This window comes from Citrobacter sp. RHB35-C21 (assembly GCF_013816515.1).
GTDB classification, from domain to species: Bacteria; Pseudomonadota; Gammaproteobacteria; order Enterobacterales; family Enterobacteriaceae; genus Citrobacter; species Citrobacter braakii.
In genome coordinates this window covers 1679869-1701850 of record NZ_CP057147.1, presented here as the reverse complement: position 1 = coordinate 1701850, position 21982 = coordinate 1679869, and the positions used below count along the sequence as shown (strand labels likewise).

The window sequence follows — 21982 nt, the reverse complement described above, 5'->3', positions numbered from 1 at the left end:
TTAGCGGTCCACATCTGACATAACAAAATCGATACTACCCAGGTGGACGATAAGGTCGGACACCAGGCTGCCACGTACCGCTACCGGGATCTGCTGCAGGTGCGCATAGCTCGGGGTACGGATACGGGTACGGTAACTCATGGTGCTGCCATCGCTGGTCAGGTAGTAACTGTTAATACCCTTGGTCGCTTCCACCATCTGGAAGGACTCGTTTGCCGGCATAACCGGTCCCCACGAAACCTGCAGGAAGTGGGTGATCAGGGTTTCGATATGTTGCAACGTGCGCTCTTTCGGCGGCGGCGTAGTCAGCGGGTGATCCGCTTTGAACGGGCCTTCCGGCATGTTGTTGAGGCACTGCTCAAGGATGCGCAGACTCTGGCGCAGCTCTTCAACTTTCAGCATCACGCGGGTATAGCAGTCGGACACGCCGCCGCCAACCGGGACTTCAAAGTCAAAGTTTTCGTAGCCAGAGTATGGACGCGCTTTACGCACGTCAAAATCAATACCGGTCGCACGCAGCGCAGCACCGGTACAACCCCAGTCCAGCGCTTCTTTCTTACCGTAAGCGGCAACGCCCTGCGAACGGCCTTTCAGGATGGTGTTACGCAGTGCGGCTTTCTCGTAGGAATCCAGACGTTTTGGCATCCAGTCGAGGAAGTCACGCAGCAGTTTGTCCCAACCACGCGGCAGATCGTGTGCCACACCGCCGATACGGAACCAGGCCGGGTGCATACGGAAACCGGTGATCGCTTCCACTACGTCATAGATTTTCTGACGGTCGGTAAAGGCGAAGAAGACCGGCGTCATCGCGCCGACGTCCTGGATGAACGTGGAGATGTACAGCAGGTGGCTGTTGATACGGAACAGTTCAGACAACATAACGCGAATCACGTTGACGCGATCCGGCGTGGTGATGCCAGCCAGTTTCTCAACGGCCAGTACGTAAGGCATTTCGTTAACGCAGCCGCCGAGGTACTCGATACGGTCGGTGTACGGAATGTAGCTGTGCCAGGACTGACGTTCACCCATCTTTTCAGCGCCACGGTGGTGGTAGCCGATGTCAGGCACGCAGTCGACGATTTCTTCGCCATCAAGCTGCAGCACAATACGGAACGCACCGTGAGAAGACGGGTGGTTAGGACCGAGGTTGAGGAACATGAAGTCCTCGTTTTCGGAACTACGCTTCATACCCCATTCTTCTGGTTTGAAGGTCAGTGATTCCATTTCCAGATCCTGTTTGGCTTTGGTCAGCTCAAACGGATCGAATTCGGTCGCACGCGCCGGGTAGTCTTTACGCAGCGGATGACCTTCCCAGGTATGCGGCATCAGCAGACGCGTCAGGTGCGGGTGACCTTCGATGTCGATGCCAAACATTTCCCAGGTTTCACGCTCATACCAGTTGGCGTTCGGGAACAGTTTGGTGAACGTCGGTACGCGCAGGTCGTTTTCAGACAATGCCACCTTGAGCATGATATCGCGATTGCGTTCAATGGAGATCAGGTGATAGAAAACGGAAAAATCCGCGGCAGGTAACCCTTCGCGGTGCGTACGCAGACGTTCGTCCATGCCGTGTAAGTCAAACAGCATGACGTAAGGTTTCGGCAGTCTCTTTAAGAAATCGCCAACTTCCAGTAATTGTTCACGCTTGACCCAAACAACAGGTACCCCGGTGCGAGTCGCCTGAACGGTAAAGGCATCCGGCCCAAAACGGTTGCGCAGTTCGCCAATGACCGGGTCATCAAGGTGATCCCGTGTTTGCCATACAGCGTCTTGCGCGGTTAAGTCGGTCATATTGTTCACCATTGCAAATGGTCCGTGGTGGTCGGCAGTGCTTCGCGCTATTTATGTAGTGATAAGCGAAGGAAGTGCTGCTGCCGACAGGCGCAAATTAAATCTCGTCTGGTGTACGAAGATTCGTTACAGCAATACGTTCGCCGCGTTTACGCTCGCGTTCTGACTGCATATTGGCGCGATAAACGCCCTGATCGCCAACCACCCAGGAGAGCGGACGGCGTTCTTTGCCAATGGAATCTTGCAGCAGCATCAGAGCCTGCATATACGCTTCCGGACGCGGCGGGCATCCCGGGATGTACACATCGACCGGAATAAATTTATCAACGCCCTGCACCACAGAATAGATGTCGTACATACCGCCGGAGTTGGCGCATGCGCCCATGGAAATAACCCATTTCGGTTCCAGCATCTGATCGTAGAGGCGCTGAATAACCGGCGCCATTTTGGTAAAGCAGGTTCCGGCGACGACCATCAGGTCAGCCTGACGCGGCGATGCACGCAGTACTTCCGCACCAAAACGGGCCACATCGTGCACGGCGGTAAACGAGGTCACCATCTCAACGTAGCAGCAGGAAAGGCCAAAGTTATATGGCCAAATTGAGTTTTTACGGCCCCAGTTAACCATGTCATGCAGCTTGCCCATGAACACGTTTTTGTTAACTTCTTGCTCCAGGGGGTCGGTTACGATCTCCTGTTTTTGCAGGGGGTAACGGTCGTTCTCACCGTTAGGATCTATGCGGGTGAGCGTATAATCCATCTTAATGCCTCGCGGTTAGCGTTGACGATTAGCGATACTGTTCGTTTCCGGGTTCATACGCTCGCGGCGTGAACGCGCGGGCGTCCAGTCCAGCGCGCCAATACGCACCAGATAAACCAGACCTGCCAGTAACACAAAAATAAAAATTGCAGCTTCCACAAAGCCAATCCAGCCGCTTTCACGGATAGAAGTTGACCATGCGAACAGATACAGCGCTTCAACGTCGAAGATAACGAAGAACATGGCTACCAGATAAAACTTGGCAGACAGGCGCAAGCGGGCGGTGCCGACCGAGTCGATACCTGATTCAAACGGCACGTTTTTAGATCTCGCGCGCGCGCGACCACCTAAAAACCAGCCGCCGACGAGCATCAGGCAGCACAGGCCAATGGCAACAATAAGAAAGATAGCGAATGCCCAGTGATGAGCGATGATTTCAGTGGATGTTGACATACTCATTGCTTACTCATCAAAAGTAGCGCCAAATTCTCTGCTCTTTTCGGCAGATGAACGCCACATCGATTCATGGGGAGGAATAAAAAAAACCTTACAATCACTGTGAAAAACCATTTTATACAGCTAATTGATGGGGTTTTTTACTCCTTTCTATAACCTTTTGTCAACTTTAACAAAAGTTTCCTCACATTATTTTACACCGCTCCAACTTCATTAACATAAAGTGCTATTTAGACCAATTTCGATCGCATCATCGGTCATTTTTAATGTTGTTGAATCGTGTCCGTAGTGAAGTAAAAAAGATAATACTCACCTATTTTGACAGGAATTCACCCAGATGCCTCCCCCTAAATGGGAGTATTTTCTTGATCTGTGACACGCTTTTGTTAATTCACCATAAAAAACAGCAACAATTTCTCTAGTTTTTTAACATGGAAACAATTAGTAACGCTGCTGCTTATTTTTCAGCCAGGTGTCAGGCCGTTTTTTTACCTTCTGATTTTGTTAAGTTTTAGTATAGCAAATGACATAAAGCGGCAATATTTACATAAAAAAAGAGCCACTGGATGTTTTTTCATCACCAGTGGCTCTTTTTTACACTAACATTTTAAAACGATTTTTTGTGACGAATTACTCAAAGTCGCCTTCAACAATCAGCGAGTCATCTCCCCCTTCCGGGGTAAACTGATTGTATTGCCAAGGATTTTGATACGTTTGCATCGACTTAAAGATAACTTCTGCCAACTCATTTTGCGTGGACGGATCGCAGCACAACAAATACTCAGTATCAGGCAATGGCGGTAATCCGTCGGCGGCGCCCAGTACGCGTAAATCCGGACTCATCATTTCAACAGGTCGCGCAGTGACGCCGAGCCCTGCTTTTACCGCCGCGCGAACCGCAGGTAAGGTTGAAGCAACATAAGCCAGGCGCCACGGGATCTGAGCAGCATTTAATGTCGCCAGCACGATATCGCGAAACGGGCTCGGATCGTCCAGCAGAACCAACGGTACCGGCTCACCTTTTTGCAGAATATATTCGGCAGCACAGTACCAATGCGTTGGCGAGGTACGCAGATTCAGACATTCAAAATCGCCAGGACGGTTGGTAGTCACAACCAAGTCCACTTCTTGCGACTTCAGCATATCCACCATGTAGGCGTTACGCTTGACCCTCACATCCAGCGCAAGCTTCGGATAAACCGAACTTATTCGGTTGAGCAGGAAAGGCAGTATGGTATCGGCTGATTCATCAGAAGCACCGATAGTTAACACTCCCTGAAGATTATTAAACATTAATGATGAGCATGCCTCATCATTAAAGCGCAGTATTTTTCTGGCGTAACCCAACAGTTGTATACCATGTTCGGTCAGTAGTTTGTTGCGTCCATGGCGCGCGAACAACTCTTTCCCCACGAGTTGCTCAAGACGCTGCATTTGCTGACTCACCGCAGACTGAGTTCGACATACCGCAGCTGCCGCAGCCGCAAAGGTATTCAGGTCGGCAACAGCAACGAAGGTTCTCAGCAGATCGAGGTCGAGGTTAATTATCGGACGATTTGCATTTATCATAGTTTTTCACTTACTCGCGGGTCATACCGGGTTAATGCTGTGCATTTGGAATCAAACAACTCCATTTGTAATGTGCCTCCCTCGCAGTTTCGCTTAGTGTAACCAAGTGAAAATAAGGATGTATTTGGTTTAACAAACGAAACAATTCTCTTTCCTGGCTATTTTAATTCCCGTGACATTCATCGGAATATAGCAACGAGAAAGAGCCGAATTTTTAGCTGCTGGATGATTCTGACTTAGGGAAAACATGTAAATTTTGTAAATTTAAAAAAAAAGTTAACGAACAATAATTTACACATTAAAAACTAACTTTTCAGTGTGTTAGGAACAACCAACAAACATTTGAATTATCTTAAAATTCAGACTACTTACCATTTCATGAGACTTATCTTAACCTAAAACCACTATATTTATAAGTGTTATCGTGAATAATTCCAGGCTACCAGGTGTTATGTCAGAGCAGCGGTTTTGCTATTATTGGCCCATTCAATTTAATGTCGTTTAAATATTAAATAATAATTAATTAAGAATTCTTCAATTCATTAATTCTGCTTAACAATGAATTCACACCGTATCACGTACGGATCAGGCCGATAACAGGTCCCGCAGTTAAAACCTCAGTATTTTCGAATTACCTCATCCAGCTTAGACACCCGTGACATTTCGCTTTACAGGTTTAACTTTTTTTGACCAAACAATTCACCACAACCAAACCAATAAAACAAAACATACTACCAACAAAACACATCTAGATAGATTATTATCTCATAATATTTACATTATTTAGTTGTTAACAGTTAATTATCACTTCATAGCTTTTCAAAATCTTCTACTAAAGACCCTTCAAAACTCACCGCCGTGGGAGTACATTGTGCTGGGCTGACTTCCATGGCAGGGAGTGGCATTCACAGCTAAAAAGGTCAACGTTCATGTCCCCCATTGAAAAATCCAGCAAATTAGAAAACGTCTGTTATGACATTCGCGGCCCGGTTCTGAAGGAAGCAAAGCGCCTGGAAGAAGAAGGCAATAAGGTTCTGAAACTGAACATCGGCAACCCGGCGCCATTCGGGTTTGAAGCGCCAGATGAAATACTGGTGGATGTGATCCGCAATTTGCCAACAGCGCAAGGATATTGCGACTCCAAAGGCCTTTATTCCGCCCGTAAAGCGATTATGCAGCATTACCAGGCCCGTGGTATGCGCGACGTAACCGTGGAAGATATTTATATCGGCAACGGCGTTTCTGAATTAATTGTGCAGGCTATGCAGGCATTGCTGAACAGTGGGGACGAAATGCTGGTTCCTGCTCCTGATTATCCGCTGTGGACGGCGGCGGTATCGCTCTCCGGCGGTAATGCCGTGCACTACCTGTGTGACGAATCATCAGACTGGTTCCCGGACCTGGATGATATCCGCGCCAAAATCACGCCGCGTACGCGTGGGATCGTCATCATCAACCCAAACAACCCAACCGGCGCTGTTTACTCTAAAGAGCTGCTGATGGAAATTGTTGAGATTGCTCGCCAGAACAACCTCATTATCTTTGCGGATGAGATTTACGACAAAATTCTCTACGACGACGCTGAACACCACTCCATTGCTGCAATGGCGCCGGATCTGCTGACCATCACCTTCAATGGCCTGTCAAAAACCTATCGCGTTGCCGGTTTCCGTCAGGGCTGGATGGTGCTGAACGGGCCGAAGAAACATGCTAAAGGATATATTGAAGGTCTTGAGATGCTGGCCTCTATGCGCCTGTGTGCCAACGTTCCGGCGCAACATGCCATTCAGACCGCACTGGGCGGATACCAGAGCATCAGCGAATTTATCATGCCTGGTGGGCGTCTGTATGAACAACGCAACCGCGCCTGGGAACTGCTCAATGACATTCCTGGTGTCTCCTGCGTAAAACCGCGCGGCGCGCTGTATATGTTCCCGAAAATTGATGCTAAACGCTTCAACATTCATGACGACCAGAAGATGGTGCTCGACTTCCTGCTGCAGGAAAAAGTACTGCTGGTTCAGGGAACAGCGTTCAACTGGCCGTGGCCGGATCATTTCCGCATCGTCACGCTGCCGCGTATTGACGATATTGAAATGTCGTTGAGTAAATTTGAGCGTTTCCTGTCAGGGTATCACCAGTTGTAATTAAACAAAGGCTGTCGGATGGATGACGAGTATTTGCATCTGACAGCCTTCTCTGCGCAAAATGACTCTTAGGTTGCCATCATATAAGGGTCGTTATGAAGCAGAGCCATTTTTTTGCCCACCTCTCCCGTCTGAAGCTCATTAATCGCTGGCCGCTGATGCGCAACGTGCGCACCGAAAACGTGTCTGAACACAGTCTGCAGGTTGCCATGGTTGCCCATGCGCTGGCCGCGATCAAAAACCGTAAATTTGGTGGTCAGGTTAATGCTGAGCGTATTGCTCTGTTGGCGATGTATCACGATGCGTCAGAAGTGCTGACCGGTGATCTCCCTACCCCGGTGAAATATTTCAACTCGCAGATTGCGCAGGAATATAAAGCGATAGAGAAAATTGCTCAGCAAAAGCTGGTCGATATGGTACCTGATGAACTGCGCGATATTTTTGCGCCACTCATTGATGAACATGCCTTAAGTGAGGAAGAGAGATCGATTGTTAAACAGGCCGATGCCCTGTGTGCGTATCTGAAGTGTCTGGAGGAACTCTCTGCCGGTAATAACGAATTTCTGCTTGCCAAGACGCGTCTGGAAAAAACGCTGGAGTCGCGACGCAGCGAAGAGATGGACTACTTTATGGACGTGTTTGTCCCGAGCTTTCACCTCTCATTAGATGAAATCAGCCAGGATTCTCCGCTATAAACGCATGGCCCGGTGGCGGCGAAGACATCCCCGTCGCCATCCGCCAACAACATCAAAACGGAAACAGCATCGGGATCATCACCACGCACACCGCCATCACAATGATGGTAAACGGTACGCCAATCTTCACGAAATCGCTAAAGCTGTAGTTGCCAGGTCCGAGCACCAGAGTGTTTACCGGCGAAGAGACCGGTGTCATAAAGGCTGCGGATGCTGCCATCGCAATCCCCATCGCAAAAGGATACGGTGAAACGCCCATCGACTTTGCAGCCGCCAGCGCGATTGGCGCCATCAGCACCGCCGTCGCGGTGTTGGAGATAAATAACCCGATAGTCGCACACAGCACGAACAGGCAGCCCAACATCACATACGGGCCATACCCGCCACCGACATCCATCAGCCCTTTCACCACCAAGTCGACACCGCCGGTTTTTTGTAAAGCCAGCGCGAAGGGCATCATCCCGACAATCAAAATAATGCTTGGCCAGTGAATCGCTTTATAGGCACTTTCGGCATCAATACAGCGAAATTTCCCCATCAGTAGACAAGCGATGATCGCAGCCACCGTATTGGGAATTTCATCAGTGAGCATCAGAGCAACCATCAGCACCAGACAGAAAATCGCATGCGGTGCCTGGCTATGCGCCGGAGAAGCTTCACTGACTTCCTCTGGCATATTCAGCACGACAAAATCACGCCCTTTTTGTCCCAACAGTGTGATGAGCTTCCAGTTGCCCACCACTAATATGATATCGCCCATCAGCAATGGCTCATCCACCACCGCTCCAGCCAGAGCCGTGCCATCGCGCTTCAGCCCAACGACATTCAGCCCGTAACGGGTACGAAAAGCGATTTCCCGTACCGTTTTGCCGATCAATTCCGATTCAGGGATCAGAGAGATCTCGGCCATCCCCACATCAAGCGCCTGCTCGGAGAAGTATTCGCCGCGCAGTACCATTGGTTCCAGAAACTGTTCACTGCAAAATTCACGCAGGTCGACATCGGCCGCGGACATATCAATCAGCAATACATCACGGGCGCGAAACTCAGAAACCCCGTTAACGTCGACTATTACGCGACGAAAGCGACGCCAGCGTTCCACGCCAATCACGTTTGCCCCGTAGCGCTCACGCAGCTTCAGATCATCCAGACGCTGGCCAATCATAGGAGAACCGGGACGAATCGCCAGGCGACGCGCGCGCCCGGTCAGACGATATTCTTTAATCAGATCGCGAAAGGTCCGGCGTTTCCAGCCGTCTCCCGGCTGTCTGGAATCTTCTCCCTTGAGCATAAAGCGCATCAGCAGCATATAAATTATGCCGAGAACCAGAACCACCAGCCCCAGCGGGGTAACGCTAAAAAAGCTGAACCCGTTAAGTCCTTCACGTAACAGTTCACTGTTGACGACCAGGTTCGGCGGCGTCGCCACCAGCGTCATCATGCCGCTTATCAGGCCGGCAAAGCTCAGCGGCATCATCAGGCGTGAAGGGGAAATTTCCATGCGCATGGAAACGCTTAAGACCACCGGAATAAAGATGGCGACCACGCCGGTCGAACTCATAAACGCCCCGAGCCCGGCAACGGTAATCATCAGCAACACCAGCATTTTGACTTCACTGCTGCCAGCCACCTTCACCAGCCAGGCACCCATTACCGTCGCCACCCCGGTACGCACCAGGCCGTCGCCGATAATGAATAATGCCGCTATCAAAATAACGTTAGGATCGCTGAATCCGGAAAAGGCTTCTGTGATGCTCAATGTTCCGCTCAGAACAAAGGCAATGATGACCAGCAAAGCGACCGCGTCCATACGCACTCTGCCAGTGACAAACAAGACGACGGCAATCGCCAGCAATGAGAGAACCCATATCAATTCACCGTTCACAACATATCCTTGTTAAATGAGAGGGATGGATCGATTCTGCCATAAAAAAGCCCCAACAATCTGGGGCTAAATCATGTTCAGGTATTTCTTACAACGACCACATTGCCGTTGGGCTGTTTGGTCACAGAAATATGTTCCAGACTGGTCAGCGAAAAATCGACCTCATCCAGACGCGGCGTGTCCACTGGCGCGTTGACCGCTATCACATGACACCCTGCAGCCAGTCCTGAAAGCACCCCAGCGGGCGCATCTTCCACCACCGCGCATTCCTGTGGCGCAAGACCCAGAAGCTGGGCGCCTAACAGATAGGCGTCAGGCTCGGGCTTGCCTGTTTTTACCCGCTCGGCGGTGACAAACACTTCAGGAGCAGGCAGACCCGCGACACGATGACGCGCTCGTGCGACCGGCATGGATCCGGAGGTCACAATCGCCCATGGAATACCCGCTTTATTGAGGTGGTTGAGTAAATCAACCGCTCCCGGCAGCGCTGTGATCCCCGCGGTTTCCGTCGCTTCGATCTGCTCCAGGCGGGTGAATTCCGCGGCGATCTCAGCCTCAGATTTGCCCACCATAAAGTGTCGCAGGGAGGTAATGGCCTGCTTGCCATGAATAAAGCCGAGCACCTCGGCGTGATCGAGGCCAAAACGATCGGCCCAGTTGCACCACGCGCGTTCTACTGCGGGTAAGGAATCGACCAGCGTTCCATCCAGATCAAACAGAAAACCTTTGCACTGCACGCTCGCCCCCTCAGGCATTAATGATTTGGTTAATTTCATTCGCACTCAGGTGATACTGGCGCGGGCAAGAGTGCCAGACATTTAGCATACGCTGATATTTTTCCCACATCGGGGTCTGGGCGTTGAAGCCATGCGTACCCGCATCAAAGTGGGTATAACGACCTTCGACATTAACCATAAAACGTACGTACCCGAGGTAACGGGCTTCCGTTGCGGCGTCAAAGCCAAGGAAGGTCACGCGGCGCTCATCAATAGCCTGCGCGTCCTTAAGATTAGTCCAGGACACATGTAATGCGTGATACATCTCCATAATATCGATAATCGTACGACAGGTTTCTTCCGTCAGCTCACCGAACTCACGATCCAGCTCGCGCATCTGCAAGCCGTAACCGCGTTCAATAATCGTCTGCAAACGACGATAACGCTCGGCGTTAGTGGGATCGAGCATAGTCATCATTTTGTACTGATTAGACAAAATCAGACGTTGAGCGTTGGTCATTTCCATTTGGGACTCCTGTATCACTACTACTGCGATGAAAAAAAAGAAGGCATCTTGTGCCTTCTTTTATATGCGTAATCAGGGGTCAATTACAAATCATCAAGGAAAGTTTTATCCAGTTGTTTGAAGGCGCGCTTAAGCGTGTCAGCCAGCGCCTGATAATCAGGCTTTCCTTCTACCGGAGTGAGCGCCTGCCCGGCTTCTTGCAATTTACCCCGTACTTCGTAGAACCAGTTGAGTATTGAAGGCGGCAGCGGCGTTACAGAACGTTTACCCAGCCACCACATGCCCTGCATCGGCAGGCTGAGCGCAAACAGCGCAGTCGCCACGGCCGGTCCCAACTGCCCCCCTAACGCAATTTGCCAGCATAAGGTGAAGACGGCGATAGGCGGCATAAAACGGATCGCGTAACGCGTCATGCGGATCACGCGGTTCTCTACAAACACAGGTGCGAGGCGCTTTTCCATTGGCCACGTCTTCGCATAGTGCTGCCCCCGGCGAAACAAGCTAAAAAAATTGACGGAACGATTATCCGGTGTCGACATGGCGGTTACCTCAACTTCACATATAAAAATTAAAAAATTTGTGCAAAACAACAACTACAAGGGACATCGTTCAAAACATTTTGTCTTTGATACCCACATTCAGGTATCCTGTGCCGGCCTGTAAGGCCTTTAGTCCAAAATCATTGAGTCGTCAAATTGACACATAGTATGCCATTGGCTGAAAAATACGCAAAATGACATAGACTCAAAGGTATTTATTCCATCGTGCCCAAAAAGACTATGGCGCATGATGTTAATCATAAACGTCGGTGTCATCATGCGCTACGCTCTATGACTTCCTGACGTTTTTTTAGCCACGTATCATAAATAGGTACTTCCATGTCGAGTAAGTTAGTACTGGTTCTGAACTGCGGTAGCTCCTCACTGAAATTTGCCATCATCGATGCAGTAAACGGTGAAGAATACCTCTCTGGTTTAGCCGAATGTTTCCATCTCCCAGAAGCACGTATCAAGTGGAAAATGGACGGCGGTAAACAAGAAGCGGCTTTAGGTGCAGGCGCCGCTCACAGTGAAGCGCTGAATTTTATCGTTAATACTATTCTGGCACAAAAACCAGAACTGTCTGCTCAGCTGACTGCGATTGGCCACCGTGTTGTTCACGGCGGCGAGAAATACACCGGCTCTGTGGTTATCGACGATTCTGTTATTCAGGGTATCAAAGACGCAGCCTCTTTTGCACCGCTGCATAACCCTGCACACCTGATCGGTATCGCAGAAGCGCTGAAATCCTTCCCGAATCTGAAAGACAAAAACGTGGCTGTGTTCGACACCGCGTTCCATCAGACCATGCCAGAAGAGTCTTACCTCTATGCTCTGCCATACAGCCTGTACAAAGAACACGGTGTTCGTCGTTACGGCGCGCACGGTACCAGCCACTTCTTCGTGACTCAGGAAGCGGCAAAAATTCTGAACAAACCGGTTGATGAGCTGAACATCATCACTTGCCACCTGGGCAACGGCGGTTCTGTCTCTGCTATCCGTAACGGTAAATGTGTTGATACCTCCATGGGTCTGACCCCGCTGGAAGGTCTGGTGATGGGTACGCGTTCCGGTGACATCGACCCGGCGATCATCTTCCACCTGCACGACACCCTGGGCATGAGCGTTGACCAGATCAACAAAATGCTGACCAAAGAGTCCGGCCTGCTGGGTCTGACCGAAGTCACCAGCGACTGCCGTTATGTTGAAGATAACTACGCGACTAAAGAAGACGCTAAACGTGCAATGGACGTTTACTGTCACCGTCTGGCGAAATACATCGGTTCTTACACTGCGCTGATGGATGGTCGTCTGGATGCAGTTGTCTTCACCGGTGGTATTGGTGAAAACGCAGCGATGGTTCGTGAACTGTCTCTGGGCAAACTGGGCGTTCTGGGCTTTGAAGTTGACCACGAACGTAACCTGGCCGCACGTTTCGGCAAATCTGGTTTCATCAACAAAGAAGGTACCCGTCCTGCGGTGGTTATCCCAACCAACGAAGAACTGGTTATCGCGCAAGACGCGAGCCGTCTGACTGCCTGATTTCACACCGCCAGCCTAGCTGGCGGTGCTGTTTTGTAACCCGTCTACATCGACGGTAACGAAAGAGGATAAACCGTGTCCCGTATTATTATGCTGATCCCTACCGGAACCAGCGTCGGTCTGACCAGCGTCAGCCTTGGCGTGATCCGCGCAATGGAACGCAAAGGCGTTCGTCTGAGCGTCTTCAAGCCGATCTCTCAACCGCGTGCCGGTGGCGATGCGCCAGACCAGACTACCAGCATCGTCCGTGCTAACTCTTCTCTGCCAGCCGCTGAGCCGCTGAAGATGAGCCACGTTGAATCTCTGTTGTCCAGCAATCAGAAAGATGTGCTGATGGAAGAGATCATCGCGAACTACCACGCGAACACTAAAGACGCTGAAGTTGTACTGGTTGAAGGCCTGGTCCCAACCCGTAAACATCAGTTCGCGCAGTCTCTGAACTACGAAATCGCGAAAACGCTGAACGCAGAAATCGTCTTCGTAATGTCTCAGGGTACCGATACCCCGGAACAGCTGAACGAGCGTATTGAACTGACTCGCAGCAGCTTCGGCGGCGCGAAAAACACCAACATCACCGGCGTAATCGTTAACAAACTGAACGCACCGGTTGATGAGCAGGGCCGTACTCGCCCGGATCTGTCCGAGATTTTCGACGACTCTTCCAAAGCGAAAGTGATCAAAGTTGATCCGGCTAAACTGCAAGAATCCAGCCCGCTGCCGGTTCTGGGCGCGGTGCCATGGAGCTTCGATCTGATCGCAACGCGTGCAATCGATATGGCGCGTCATCTGAACGCCACTATCGTTAACGAAGGTGATATCAATACCCGTCGCGTGAAGTCTGTGACTTTCTGCGCACGCAGCATTCCGCACATGCTGGAGCACTTCCGTGCAGGTTCTCTGCTGGTGACTTCCGCCGATCGTCCTGACGTGCTGGTTGCAGCATGCCTGGCAGCCATGAACGGCGTGGAAATCGGTGCCCTGCTGCTGACTGGCGGCTACGAAATGGACGCGCGTATCACTAAACTGTGCGAACGTGCATTTGAAACCGGCCTGCCGGTATTCATGGTGAACACCAACACCTGGCAGACCTCTCTGAGCCTGCAGAGCTTCAACCTGGAAGTTCCGGTTGACGATCACGAACGTATTGAGAAAGTTCAGGAATACGTTGCTAACTACATCAACGCTGACTGGATTGAATCCCTGACCGCGACCTCTGAGCGCAGCCGTCGTCTGTCTCCGCCAGCGTTCCGTTATCAGCTGACCGAGCTGGCACGTAAAGCCGGCAAGCGCGTTGTTCTGCCGGAAGGTGACGAGCCGCGTACCGTTAAAGCGGCGGCTATCTGTGCTGAACGCGGTATCGCAACCTGCGTACTGCTGGGCAACCCGGATGAGATCACCCGCGTTGCGGCCTCTCAGGGCGTTGAGCTGGGTGCTGGCGTAGAAATCGTTGATCCAGATGTGGTTCGCGAAAGCTACGTTGCTCGCCTGGTCGAACTGCGTAAAAACAAAGGTATGACCGAAACCGTTGCCCGCGAACAGCTGGAAGACAACGTGGTTCTCGGTACCCTGATGCTGGAACAGGACGACGTTGACGGTCTGGTTTCTGGTGCAGTTCATACCACCGCGAACACCATCCGTCCGCCGCTGCAGCTGATCAAAACTGCACCGGGTAGTTCCCTGGTGTCTTCCGTGTTCTTCATGCTGCTGCCGGATCAGGTTTACGTATACGGCGACTGCGCGATCAACCCGGATCCGACTGCAGAGCAACTGGCAGAAATCGCGATTCAGTCCGCTGAATCCGCCATTGCCTTCGGTATCGAACCGCGCGTAGCAATGCTCTCCTACTCCACCGGTACTTCTGGTGCAGGTAGCGACGTAGAAAAAGTTCGTGAAGCCACGCGTCTGGCGCAGGAAAAACGTCCTGACCTGATGATCGACGGTCCGCTGCAGTATGACGCCGCCGTTATGGCTGACGTAGCAAAATCCAAAGCGCCGAACTCTCCAGTTGCAGGTCGCGCTACCGTGTTCATCTTCCCGGATCTGAACACCGGTAACACCACCTACAAAGCGGTACAGCGTTCTGCCGACCTGATCTCCATCGGGCCGATGCTGCAGGGTATGCGCAAGCCTGTGAACGACCTGTCTCGTGGCGCGCTGGTTGACGACATCGTCTACACCATCGCTCTGACCGCGATCCAGTCTTCCCAACAGCAGCAGTAATCTGTCGAGTGTGCCGGATGTCTTATCCGGCAACACTTCTGCTTATTAAACCGGAAATAGCTTATATTTCCGGTTTTTTTATACCTGTTTTTCCCGTTGGCATATTCTGAAACATTTGCCAGGATGCGCTGCATCAATGAATAACTATTCTCCTGTTTGCATACTTATCCTCTTTTGCATTGCAACAGGGATAGTCTTTCATGTCAGCAGTAACAGAAACACAGCCAGCTAAAAAATGGGCGATGCCCGATACGTTGGTGATTATTTTTTTCGTTGCCATTTTAACCAGTCTGGCGACATGGGTTGTTCCCGTCGGGATGTTCGACAGTCAGGAAGTGCAGTATCAGGTTGATGGACAAACCAAAACCCGTAAGGTGGTCGACCCCCATTCTTTTCGAATTCTGACCAACGACGCGGGCGAAGAGCAGTATCACCGGGTGCAGTTTTTCACCACCGGTGATGAGCGCCCAGGCCTGATGAATTTTCCGTTTGAAGGGTTAACCTCCGGCTCTAAATTCGGCACTGCCGTCGGCATTATTATGTTTATGCTGGTGATTGGCGGCGCATTCGGCATCGTTATGCGTACCGGAACCATCGATAACGGCATCCTGGCGCTCATCCGCCATACGCGAGGAAACGAAGTCCTGTTTATCCCGGTGCTGTTTGTTCTCTTCTCATTAGGCGGCGCGGTGTTTGGCATGGGGGAAGAGGCGGTCGCCTTTGCCATTATTATCGCACCGTTAATGGTACGGTTAGGTTACGACAGTATCACCACCGTTCTGGTCACCTATATTGCGACTCAAATTGGATTCGCCAGCTCATGGATGAACCCGTTTTGCGTGGTCGTCGCGCAGGGGATTGCGGGCGTGCCGGTGCTCTCTGGTTCCGGTCTGCGTATCATTGTGTGGGTGGTTGCGACCCTGATAGGGCTGACCTTCACGCTGGCCTATGCGGCACGCATCAAAAAGAATCCGCTTTTGTCCCGGGTACATGAATCCGACCGTTTCTTTCGCGAACAGCAGGACGACGTTGTGGAACGACGCTTCACGCTGGGCGACTGGCTGGTGCTGCTGGTGCTGACTGCGGTAATGATTTGGGTTGTCTGGGGCGTGATCGTCAACGCGTGGTTTATTCCTGAGATCGCCAGTCAGTTCTTCACCATGGGCCTGGTAATTGGCATCATCGGCGTGGTCTTTCGCCTCAACGGCATGACGGTCAACATCATGGCCTCCTCATTCACTGAAGGCGCACGAATGATGATTGCCCCTGCCCTGCTGGTCGGTTTTGCCAAGGGCATATTACTGCTGGTCGGTAATGGAGAAGCGGGGGAAGCCAGCGTGTTGAACACGATGCTGCACAGCATTGCCAACGGCATCAGCGGGCTGGATAACGCCATCGCGGCGTGGTTTATGCTGCTGTTCCAGGCGGTGTTTAATTTCTTCGTTACTTCCGGCTCTGGTCAGGCTGCATTGACCATGCCGTTATTAGCACCCTTAGGCGATCTGGTTGGCGTAAACCGTCAGGTCACCGTACTGGCCTTCCAGTTTGGCGACGGATTCAGTCATATTATCTATCCTACATCGGCATCGCTGATGGCGACGTTAGGCGTGTGTCGGGTGGATTTTCGTAACTGGCTGAAGGTAGGCGCCACGCTGTTGGGACTGCTGTTTATTATGTCCAGCGTGGTGGTAATTGGCGCGCAGATAATGGGTTACCATTAAAAAACGATTGCCCGGCCTACACGATTTCTCGACGCTGTAGGCCGGATGAGCAGATTTTACTCAGCTTCTTCCTGCTTTTCGGCTTTCGCCCCTTCATTCTTAGCGTTGCGGGTCATCCACAGCGCCAGGGCTTTCAGTGAGTCCGGCGTAAATTCGTCGCAGCGCGCGGTAATTTCTTCCGGCGTCAGCCAGCAAACTTCACTAACCTCTTCTTCCTGAAGCGCAAACGGTCCGTGGGAAACACAGCTAAACAGCCCGCCCCATACGCGACAATTCTGGTCTTCAAAATAAAACTGCCCATGCTCGGCAAACGGCACGCCCGCAATCCCCAGTTCCTCTTCCGCTTCACGGCGCGCTGAATCCAGTAGTTGCTCGTCAGCCTGCACAACACCGCCAGCGGTGGCATCCAGCATGCCGGGCAAAAAATCTTTTGTCTCAGTACGACGCTGAACCAGAATTTTGCCCATTCCATCATGCACGACGATATACGTTGCACGATGGCGTAAGCGTTGCGCCCGCATTTGTTCCCGGCTGGATTGTGCAATGACTTCGTTGTCTTCATTCACAATATCCACCCATTCCGTACTTGCCAAACGACGCTGTTCCACCATCAGGAAACCTTCTTTTTTCTTGCGCTCTTACGGCGCGTTTATGTTTGTGGGGTAAATTACGGATTAATCTCGACCTGTGCAATAACACTTTGATCATTGAGTGCCATTACGCTGAGAACATTATCATCCAGAATCCCGTAACTTGCCGCAAAGCCCCCTTTCGGGATGCTTACCGAGCCGGGATTGAAGTGGTAAACATCCCCTTGACGCTCAGCCACGGGCAAATGTGTATGCCCATAAACCAGCACATCTCCCACGTTGAGCGTGGGCATATTTTGCGGGCCAAAAAGATGCCCGTGCGTCAAAAAGAGTCGCTGGTTTTCTGTCAGAATTTGCTGCCACGGCGCGGTCATCGGAAAATGCAGAAGCATCTGATCCACTTCGCTGTCACAATTGCCACGCACAGCGATAATCCGCGCTGCCAGCGCATTCAACCGCTCAGCAACCTGCGCAGGCGCATAGCCTTCCGGGAGCGCATTACGCGGTCCGTGGTTTAAAACATCACCCAATATCACCAGCCATTGCGCACCGCTTGCGGCAAACCGTTCAAGTACGCGTTCCGTGGCTGGCAACGAACCATGAATGTCCGATGCGAACATCAGTTTCATCACTCACTCCTCGTTGAAAAGTACCTTGTAATGATACTGGATTACGCCCCGTTTTTCAGCAGGAACGCTTCGCTGAAAGCGCGATAAAACGCTGGACTGAAGCGCGCTGCCACTGGAAGGCGGCATATTCTGCAAGCGCTTCGGGAACCTCATCGCCGTTAAGGACCAGACGATTCAGCATTAGTGCTAAATCGCAGTCGGCAATACACCATTCGCCAAATAAATTCTGCTTACCGTGGCTCAATAAATGGCTCGCAGTGGCGAACAATTTCTCCGCACTGACTTTTCCCGCTTCGCTTAACGGACCTTTTTTCACGCCAGCAAAAACCACGTCCGTTGAGCGTTCTTCACGGATAGGCATCAGATCGCTGCGGATCCACGCCTGAACCTGGCGCGCCCGCGCGCGCTTTTGCACATCGTGTGGGTAGATTCGCTCCCACTGCGGCGGCGCAAAACTCTCTTCCAGGAACTCAGTAATCGCTGATGATTCGCTCAGCTCGAAACCGTCGATTTCAAGCACCGGCACGCGCCGCGTTAACGCATACCCTTGCCATGAAGGTTGCAAGTGTTCGCCGCTGTTGAGATCAACGGTTTTCAGCGTAAAAGGCAGTCCTTTCTCTTGCAGAGCGACATAAACAGACAGCACGTAAGGGGAGAAAAAATTGGCATCTGACCACAGCGTAATTGCAGATTTGCTCATAATGTCCTCTGAAATGTATTGGCTTGCCTTCAAAATATAGAGTCTTTCTCTCACTGTCACTTGATGAAAACTCACGCACGCCAACAGGCTCTATACTTGTTATGACCCGGTTCATGACAAAACGGACGCTGAAAATGATCGATCTCTATTACACTCCATCGCCAAACGGTCACAAAATCACGCTGTTTCTTGAAGAGGCGCAGCTGCAATACCGTCTGATTCATGTCGATATCAGCAAAGGTAGCCAGTTTCACCCTGATTTTCTGCAAATCTCACCAAACAATAAAATCCCGGCCATTATCGACAGTGCCCCGGTAGACGGCGGAAAGCCCATCAGCCTGTTTGAGTCCGGAGAAATTTTACTCTATCTGGCAGAAAAGAGCGGTAAGCTGCTGAGCGGTGAGTTACGTGAACGCCACACTACGCTGCAGTGGTTGTTCTGGCAGGTCAGCGGCCTCGGACCCATGCTGGGTCAGAATCATCATTTTAGCCACTACGCCCCACAAACGATTCCCTACGCCATTGAAAGATACCAGGTTGAAACCCAGCGCCTGTACAACGTGATGAATAAACGTCTGGAAACGTCCCCCTGGCTGGGGGGCGATCACTACAGCATTGCCGACATTGCCTGCTGGCCGTGGATCCACGCCCATCAGCGTCAGCGCATCGACCTCGACAACTACCCGGCGGTCAATAACTGGCATGAACGCATCCGTACGCGTCCCGCAACGGAACGCGCCATGCAACAAGCACAAAGTGAGAAGCGGTGACGCGATTCGGTTCTCGTGTATCATGCAAAGGTTCATACATGGAGGAAACCTGCAATGTCACAACCTGACGCAATTATTCGTATAAAAAACCTTCGTCTGCGCACTTTTATCGGCATCAAAGAAGAGGAGATCCTTAACCGCCAGGATATCGTCATCAACATTGCCATTCACTATCCGGCAGACAAAGCCCGTACCAGCGAAGATATCAACGACGCGCTGAATTATCGCACTATCACCAAGAGCATCATTGCCCACGTGGAGGGTAACCGCTTCTCATTGTTAGAAAAATTAACTCAAGATGTGCTCGATATCGCACGCGAACATCACTGGGTCACTTATGCTCAAGTAGAGATAGATAAACTTCACGCATTACGTTACGCCGACTCAGTCTCTATGACGCTGAGCTGGCAGCGCTAAAACATAACCCGGGAGGCGACATGCAGATTCTGATTACCGGCGGTACTGGCCTGATTGGACGTCATCTGATCCCCCGCTTGCTGGAGCTGGGGCATCAGATAACCGTAGTGACCCGTTCTCCTGATAAGGCCCGTCAGATTCTCGACTCCCGGGTTACGCTGTCCAAAGGGCTGGAAGAGCGGCAAAATCTCAATGACATTGATGCCGTCATTAACCTTGCCGGAGAGCCGATTGCGGACAAGCGCTGGAGTGCCCAGCAAAAGGAACGCCTGTGTCAGAGCCGCTGGGTCATCACGCAGAAGCTGGTCGATTTAATCAATGCCAGCGAGACACCGCCCGCAGTGCTAATTTCCGGTTCCGCTACCGGTTACTACGGCGATTTAGGCGAAGTAGTGGTCACAGAAGAAGAGCCGCCGCATAACGAATTTACCCATAAGCTGTGCGCCCGCTGGGAGCAAATTGCCAGCACCGCGCAAAGCGACAAAACCCGCGTGTGTATGCTGCGCACCGGCGTGGTACTGGCCTCTGCTGGCGGCATTCTGGCGAAAATGGTCCCGCCGTTTCGTCTTGGCTTAGGCGGACCAATTGGCAACGGACGCCAGTATATGGCCTGGATCCATATTGATGATATGGTCAACGGAATTCTCTGGCTGCTGGATAACGATCTGCGCGGTCCCTTCAATATGGTTTCACCGTACCCGGTGCACAATGAGCAGTTTGCCCACGCGCTGGGCCACGCTCTGAACCGCCCTGCCATTCTGCGCGTTCCCGCCACCGCAATGCGGTTGCTGATGGGAGAATCTTCAGTGCTGGTTCTCGGCGGGCAGCGAGCGTTGCCAAAACGCCTGGAAGCGTCCGGTTTCGCGTTTCGCTGGTACGATTTAGAAGAAGCGCTGGCGGATGTCATTCGATAACCCCTAAGCGCTATTCACGGTCGCCGTTGTGGTGGTAAGGTTATAGGCCAGATTTCTGCAATGGCGACGTTATGGCGATAATTTCGACTCCCCGACTTACCCTCTCTTTGTTTCAGTTTTCTGACTGGTCATTTTTCCAGAAACTACGTGAATGTCCTGAAGTCATGCGCTATATGGGCAACATCGCCCCGGCGAAAGATACGCGTCTGTTATTCGCCAGACGCCTTGCCGCACAGCACACTTTTGTCATCCGCGAGCACAACAACCCGACGCCGCTCGGCGATATTGGTCTGCAAATCAGCCATCTCTACCCGCACGAAGCCGACCTCGGCTACGCCATCTTGCCACAGGCGCAGGGGAAAGGTATTGCCAGCGAAGCCGTACGCGCGGTGTGCCAGTACGCCTTCGAGCACGCGGCGGTCACAGCGATAAATGCTTACGCACTGGCGGATAATAAGGGCTCAATACGGATTCTGGAAAAAACGGGGTTCGTGCGTACGCAGGTGCTGGAAAAGGCGTATGAGATTGATGGTATCGCCTACGACGACTGGGTTTATCGTCTGGAGTGCGACGCGCTAAAATCCCAGGCCCGGAAAGCGTAGCGCCTCCGGGCAGGTGACTTACTTCAACGAACCTTTGAGGAACTGCTGCAAACGCGGACTTTGCGGATTACCAAATACCTGTTCCGGATCGCCCTCTTCTTCAATCTTCCCCTGATGCAGGAAAATCACGTGCGTGGAGACATGACGGGCAAACCCCATTTCGTGGGTCACGACCACCATGGTTTTTCCCTCTTCGGCCAGTTGTTGCATAATGCGCAGCACTTCGCCCACCAGCTCCGGGTCAAGCGCCGACGTGGGTTCATCAAACAGCAACACTTCCGGTTCCATCGCCAGCGCACGAGCAATGGAGACACGCTGCTGCTGACCACCGGACAGATGCACCGGATATTTGCCCTGAGCGCGCTCATCAATACCCACTTTCGCCAGATACTTCACCGCACGTTCGCGAGCTTCCTGCTTGCTCAACCCCAACACCTGGATCGGCGCTTCCATCACGTTTTCCAGCACCGTCATGTGGCTCCACAGATTAAAGTGCTGAAAGACCATCGTCAGTCGCGTGCGCAGCAAGCGCAGCTGATTTTTGTCTGCAACCTTAAGCTGGCCGTCTTTGTCGCGTACCAGACCAATGTTCTGACCACTCACCACAATCGACCCGGCGCTCGGTTTCTCGAGAAAGTTAATGCAGCGCAGGAAGGTACTTTTACCGGAACCTGACGAGCCAATAATACTGATAACATCACCCGCATTGGCCTGCAGCGATACCCCTTTCAGCACTTCATGTTCGCCGTAGTGCTTATGTAAATCGATAACGTTTAATTTATTTTCAGACATC

The 21982-nt window shown here is 51.7% G+C and carries 21 protein-coding genes; 9 read left to right on the top strand and 12 right to left on the bottom strand.

What is annotated here, in order from left to right; all coding sequences use genetic code 11:
• The 4 genes from nuoC to lrhA all read right to left on the bottom strand — a co-directional run bounded on the left by nuoC (nucleotide 1) and on the right by lrhA (nucleotide 4576).
• The gene (gene nuoC, locus HVZ39_RS08200; RefSeq protein ID WP_016153837.1) at nucleotides 1–1803 is read right to left on the bottom strand and encodes an NADH-quinone oxidoreductase subunit C/D; all 1803 of its coding nucleotides are present in this window, start codon (nucleotides 1801–1803) and stop codon (nucleotides 1–3) included.
• An 85-nt stretch (nucleotides 1804–1888) separates the two neighbouring features.
• Nucleotides 1889–2551, bottom strand: coding sequence for an NADH-quinone oxidoreductase subunit NuoB (nuoB, locus tag HVZ39_RS08195; RefSeq protein ID WP_003028075.1), 663 nt, complete (start codon nucleotides 2549–2551; stop codon nucleotides 1889–1891).
• Nucleotides 2552–2566: 15 nt separating this feature from the next.
• Entirely contained in the window at nucleotides 2567–3010 is a 444-nt protein-coding gene (gene nuoA, locus HVZ39_RS08190; RefSeq protein WP_003028077.1) for an NADH-quinone oxidoreductase subunit NuoA, read from the bottom strand.
• Nucleotides 3011–3637: 627 nt separating this feature from the next.
• On the bottom strand, nucleotides 3638–4576 hold the full coding sequence (lrhA, locus tag HVZ39_RS08185; RefSeq protein WP_016153838.1) for a transcriptional regulator LrhA: 939 nt from the start codon (nucleotides 4574–4576) through the stop codon (nucleotides 3638–3640).
• Nucleotides 4577–5505: 929 nt separating this feature from the next.
• On the opposite strand from lrhA, the gene alaA reads away from it, so the two are divergent.
• Nucleotides 5506–6723 (top strand): alanine transaminase AlaA, encoded by a 1218-nt coding sequence (gene alaA / locus HVZ39_RS08180; protein WP_005129483.1) that lies wholly within the window; start codon nucleotides 5506–5508, stop codon nucleotides 6721–6723.
• Between the two features lie 95 nt (nucleotides 6724–6818).
• A complete protein-coding gene (yfbR, locus tag HVZ39_RS08175; protein ID WP_003028083.1) occupies nucleotides 6819–7418 on the top strand; it encodes a 5'-deoxynucleotidase in 600 nt (199 codons plus the stop codon).
• Nucleotides 7419–7470: 52 nt separating this feature from the next.
• Here the strand turns inward: yfbR and HVZ39_RS08170 are convergent, their stop codons facing one another.
• From HVZ39_RS08170 to yfbV, 4 genes are all read right to left on the bottom strand, one after another.
• The gene (locus tag HVZ39_RS08170; protein WP_151222471.1) at nucleotides 7471–9303 is read right to left on the bottom strand and encodes an SLC13 family permease; all 1833 of its coding nucleotides are present in this window, start codon (nucleotides 9301–9303) and stop codon (nucleotides 7471–7473) included.
• Between the two features lie 77 nt (nucleotides 9304–9380).
• The gene (locus HVZ39_RS08165; protein ID WP_181633685.1) at nucleotides 9381–10058 is read right to left on the bottom strand and encodes a sugar phosphatase; all 678 of its coding nucleotides are present in this window, start codon (nucleotides 10056–10058) and stop codon (nucleotides 9381–9383) included.
• A complete protein-coding gene (locus HVZ39_RS08160) occupies nucleotides 10051–10545 on the bottom strand; it encodes a YfbU family protein (RefSeq protein ID WP_016153841.1) in 495 nt (164 codons plus the stop codon). Before HVZ39_RS08160 ends, HVZ39_RS08165 begins: the two co-directional genes overlap by 8 nt.
• Before the next feature lie 83 nt (nucleotides 10546–10628).
• Nucleotides 10629–11084, bottom strand: coding sequence for a terminus macrodomain insulation protein YfbV (gene yfbV / locus HVZ39_RS08155; RefSeq protein WP_016153842.1), 456 nt, complete (start codon nucleotides 11082–11084; stop codon nucleotides 10629–10631).
• Between the two features lie 339 nt (nucleotides 11085–11423).
• Between yfbV and ackA the strand changes: the two genes are divergently transcribed.
• The 3 genes from ackA to yfcC all read left to right on the top strand — a co-directional run bounded on the left by ackA (nucleotide 11424) and on the right by yfcC (nucleotide 16567).
• The gene (gene ackA, locus HVZ39_RS08150) at nucleotides 11424–12626 is read left to right on the top strand and encodes an acetate kinase (RefSeq protein ID WP_016153843.1); all 1203 of its coding nucleotides are present in this window, start codon (nucleotides 11424–11426) and stop codon (nucleotides 12624–12626) included.
• Between the two features lie 75 nt (nucleotides 12627–12701).
• The gene (gene pta, locus HVZ39_RS08145) at nucleotides 12702–14846 is read left to right on the top strand and encodes a phosphate acetyltransferase (RefSeq protein WP_016153844.1); all 2145 of its coding nucleotides are present in this window, start codon (nucleotides 12702–12704) and stop codon (nucleotides 14844–14846) included.
• 200 nt (nucleotides 14847–15046) lie between these two features.
• Nucleotides 15047–16567, top strand: a complete 1521-nt coding sequence (gene yfcC, locus HVZ39_RS08140) for a putative basic amino acid antiporter YfcC (protein ID WP_181633446.1) — start codon at nucleotides 15047–15049, stop codon at nucleotides 16565–16567.
• Nucleotides 16568–16623: 56 nt separating this feature from the next.
• On the opposite strand, the gene yfcD is transcribed toward yfcC, so the two are convergent.
• From yfcD to yfcF, 3 genes are read right to left on the bottom strand one after another with little or no spacing between them, the layout of a single operon-like run.
• Nucleotides 16624–17178 (bottom strand): NUDIX hydrolase YfcD, encoded by a 555-nt coding sequence (gene yfcD / locus HVZ39_RS08135; protein WP_006683645.1) that lies wholly within the window; start codon nucleotides 17176–17178, stop codon nucleotides 16624–16626.
• A gap of 56 nt (nucleotides 17179–17234) precedes the next feature.
• Nucleotides 17235–17786 (bottom strand): phosphodiesterase, encoded by a 552-nt coding sequence (yfcE, locus tag HVZ39_RS08130; RefSeq protein WP_181633445.1) that lies wholly within the window; start codon nucleotides 17784–17786, stop codon nucleotides 17235–17237.
• Between the two features lie 55 nt (nucleotides 17787–17841).
• Entirely contained in the window at nucleotides 17842–18486 is a 645-nt protein-coding gene (yfcF, locus tag HVZ39_RS08125; RefSeq protein WP_016153847.1) for a glutathione transferase, read from the bottom strand.
• 134 nt (nucleotides 18487–18620) lie between these two features.
• Here yfcF and yfcG point away from each other — a divergent pair, with 134 nt between their 5' ends.
• The 4 genes from yfcG to HVZ39_RS08105 all read left to right on the top strand — a co-directional run bounded on the left by yfcG (nucleotide 18621) and on the right by HVZ39_RS08105 (nucleotide 21189).
• The gene (yfcG, locus tag HVZ39_RS08120; RefSeq protein WP_016153848.1) at nucleotides 18621–19256 is read left to right on the top strand and encodes a GSH-dependent disulfide bond oxidoreductase; all 636 of its coding nucleotides are present in this window, start codon (nucleotides 18621–18623) and stop codon (nucleotides 19254–19256) included.
• Between the two features lie 54 nt (nucleotides 19257–19310).
• Nucleotides 19311–19673 carry a dihydroneopterin triphosphate 2'-epimerase gene (gene folX, locus HVZ39_RS08115; protein WP_016153849.1) on the top strand — a complete coding sequence of 121 codons (363 nt, stop codon included), beginning with the start codon at nucleotides 19311–19313 and terminating at the stop codon, nucleotides 19671–19673.
• 20 nt (nucleotides 19674–19693) lie between these two features.
• A complete protein-coding gene (locus tag HVZ39_RS08110; protein WP_016153850.1) occupies nucleotides 19694–20587 on the top strand; it encodes a TIGR01777 family oxidoreductase in 894 nt (297 codons plus the stop codon).
• Nucleotides 20588–20658: 71 nt separating this feature from the next.
• Nucleotides 20659–21189, top strand: coding sequence for a GNAT family N-acetyltransferase (locus tag HVZ39_RS08105; RefSeq protein WP_016153851.1), 531 nt, complete (start codon nucleotides 20659–20661; stop codon nucleotides 21187–21189).
• An 18-nt stretch (nucleotides 21190–21207) separates the two neighbouring features.
• Here the strand turns inward: HVZ39_RS08105 and hisP are convergent, their stop codons facing one another.
• Entirely contained in the window at nucleotides 21208–21981 is a 774-nt protein-coding gene (gene hisP, locus HVZ39_RS08100; protein WP_043017062.1) for a histidine ABC transporter ATP-binding protein HisP, read from the bottom strand.
• Between the last annotated feature and the right edge of the window lies 1 nt (nucleotide 21982).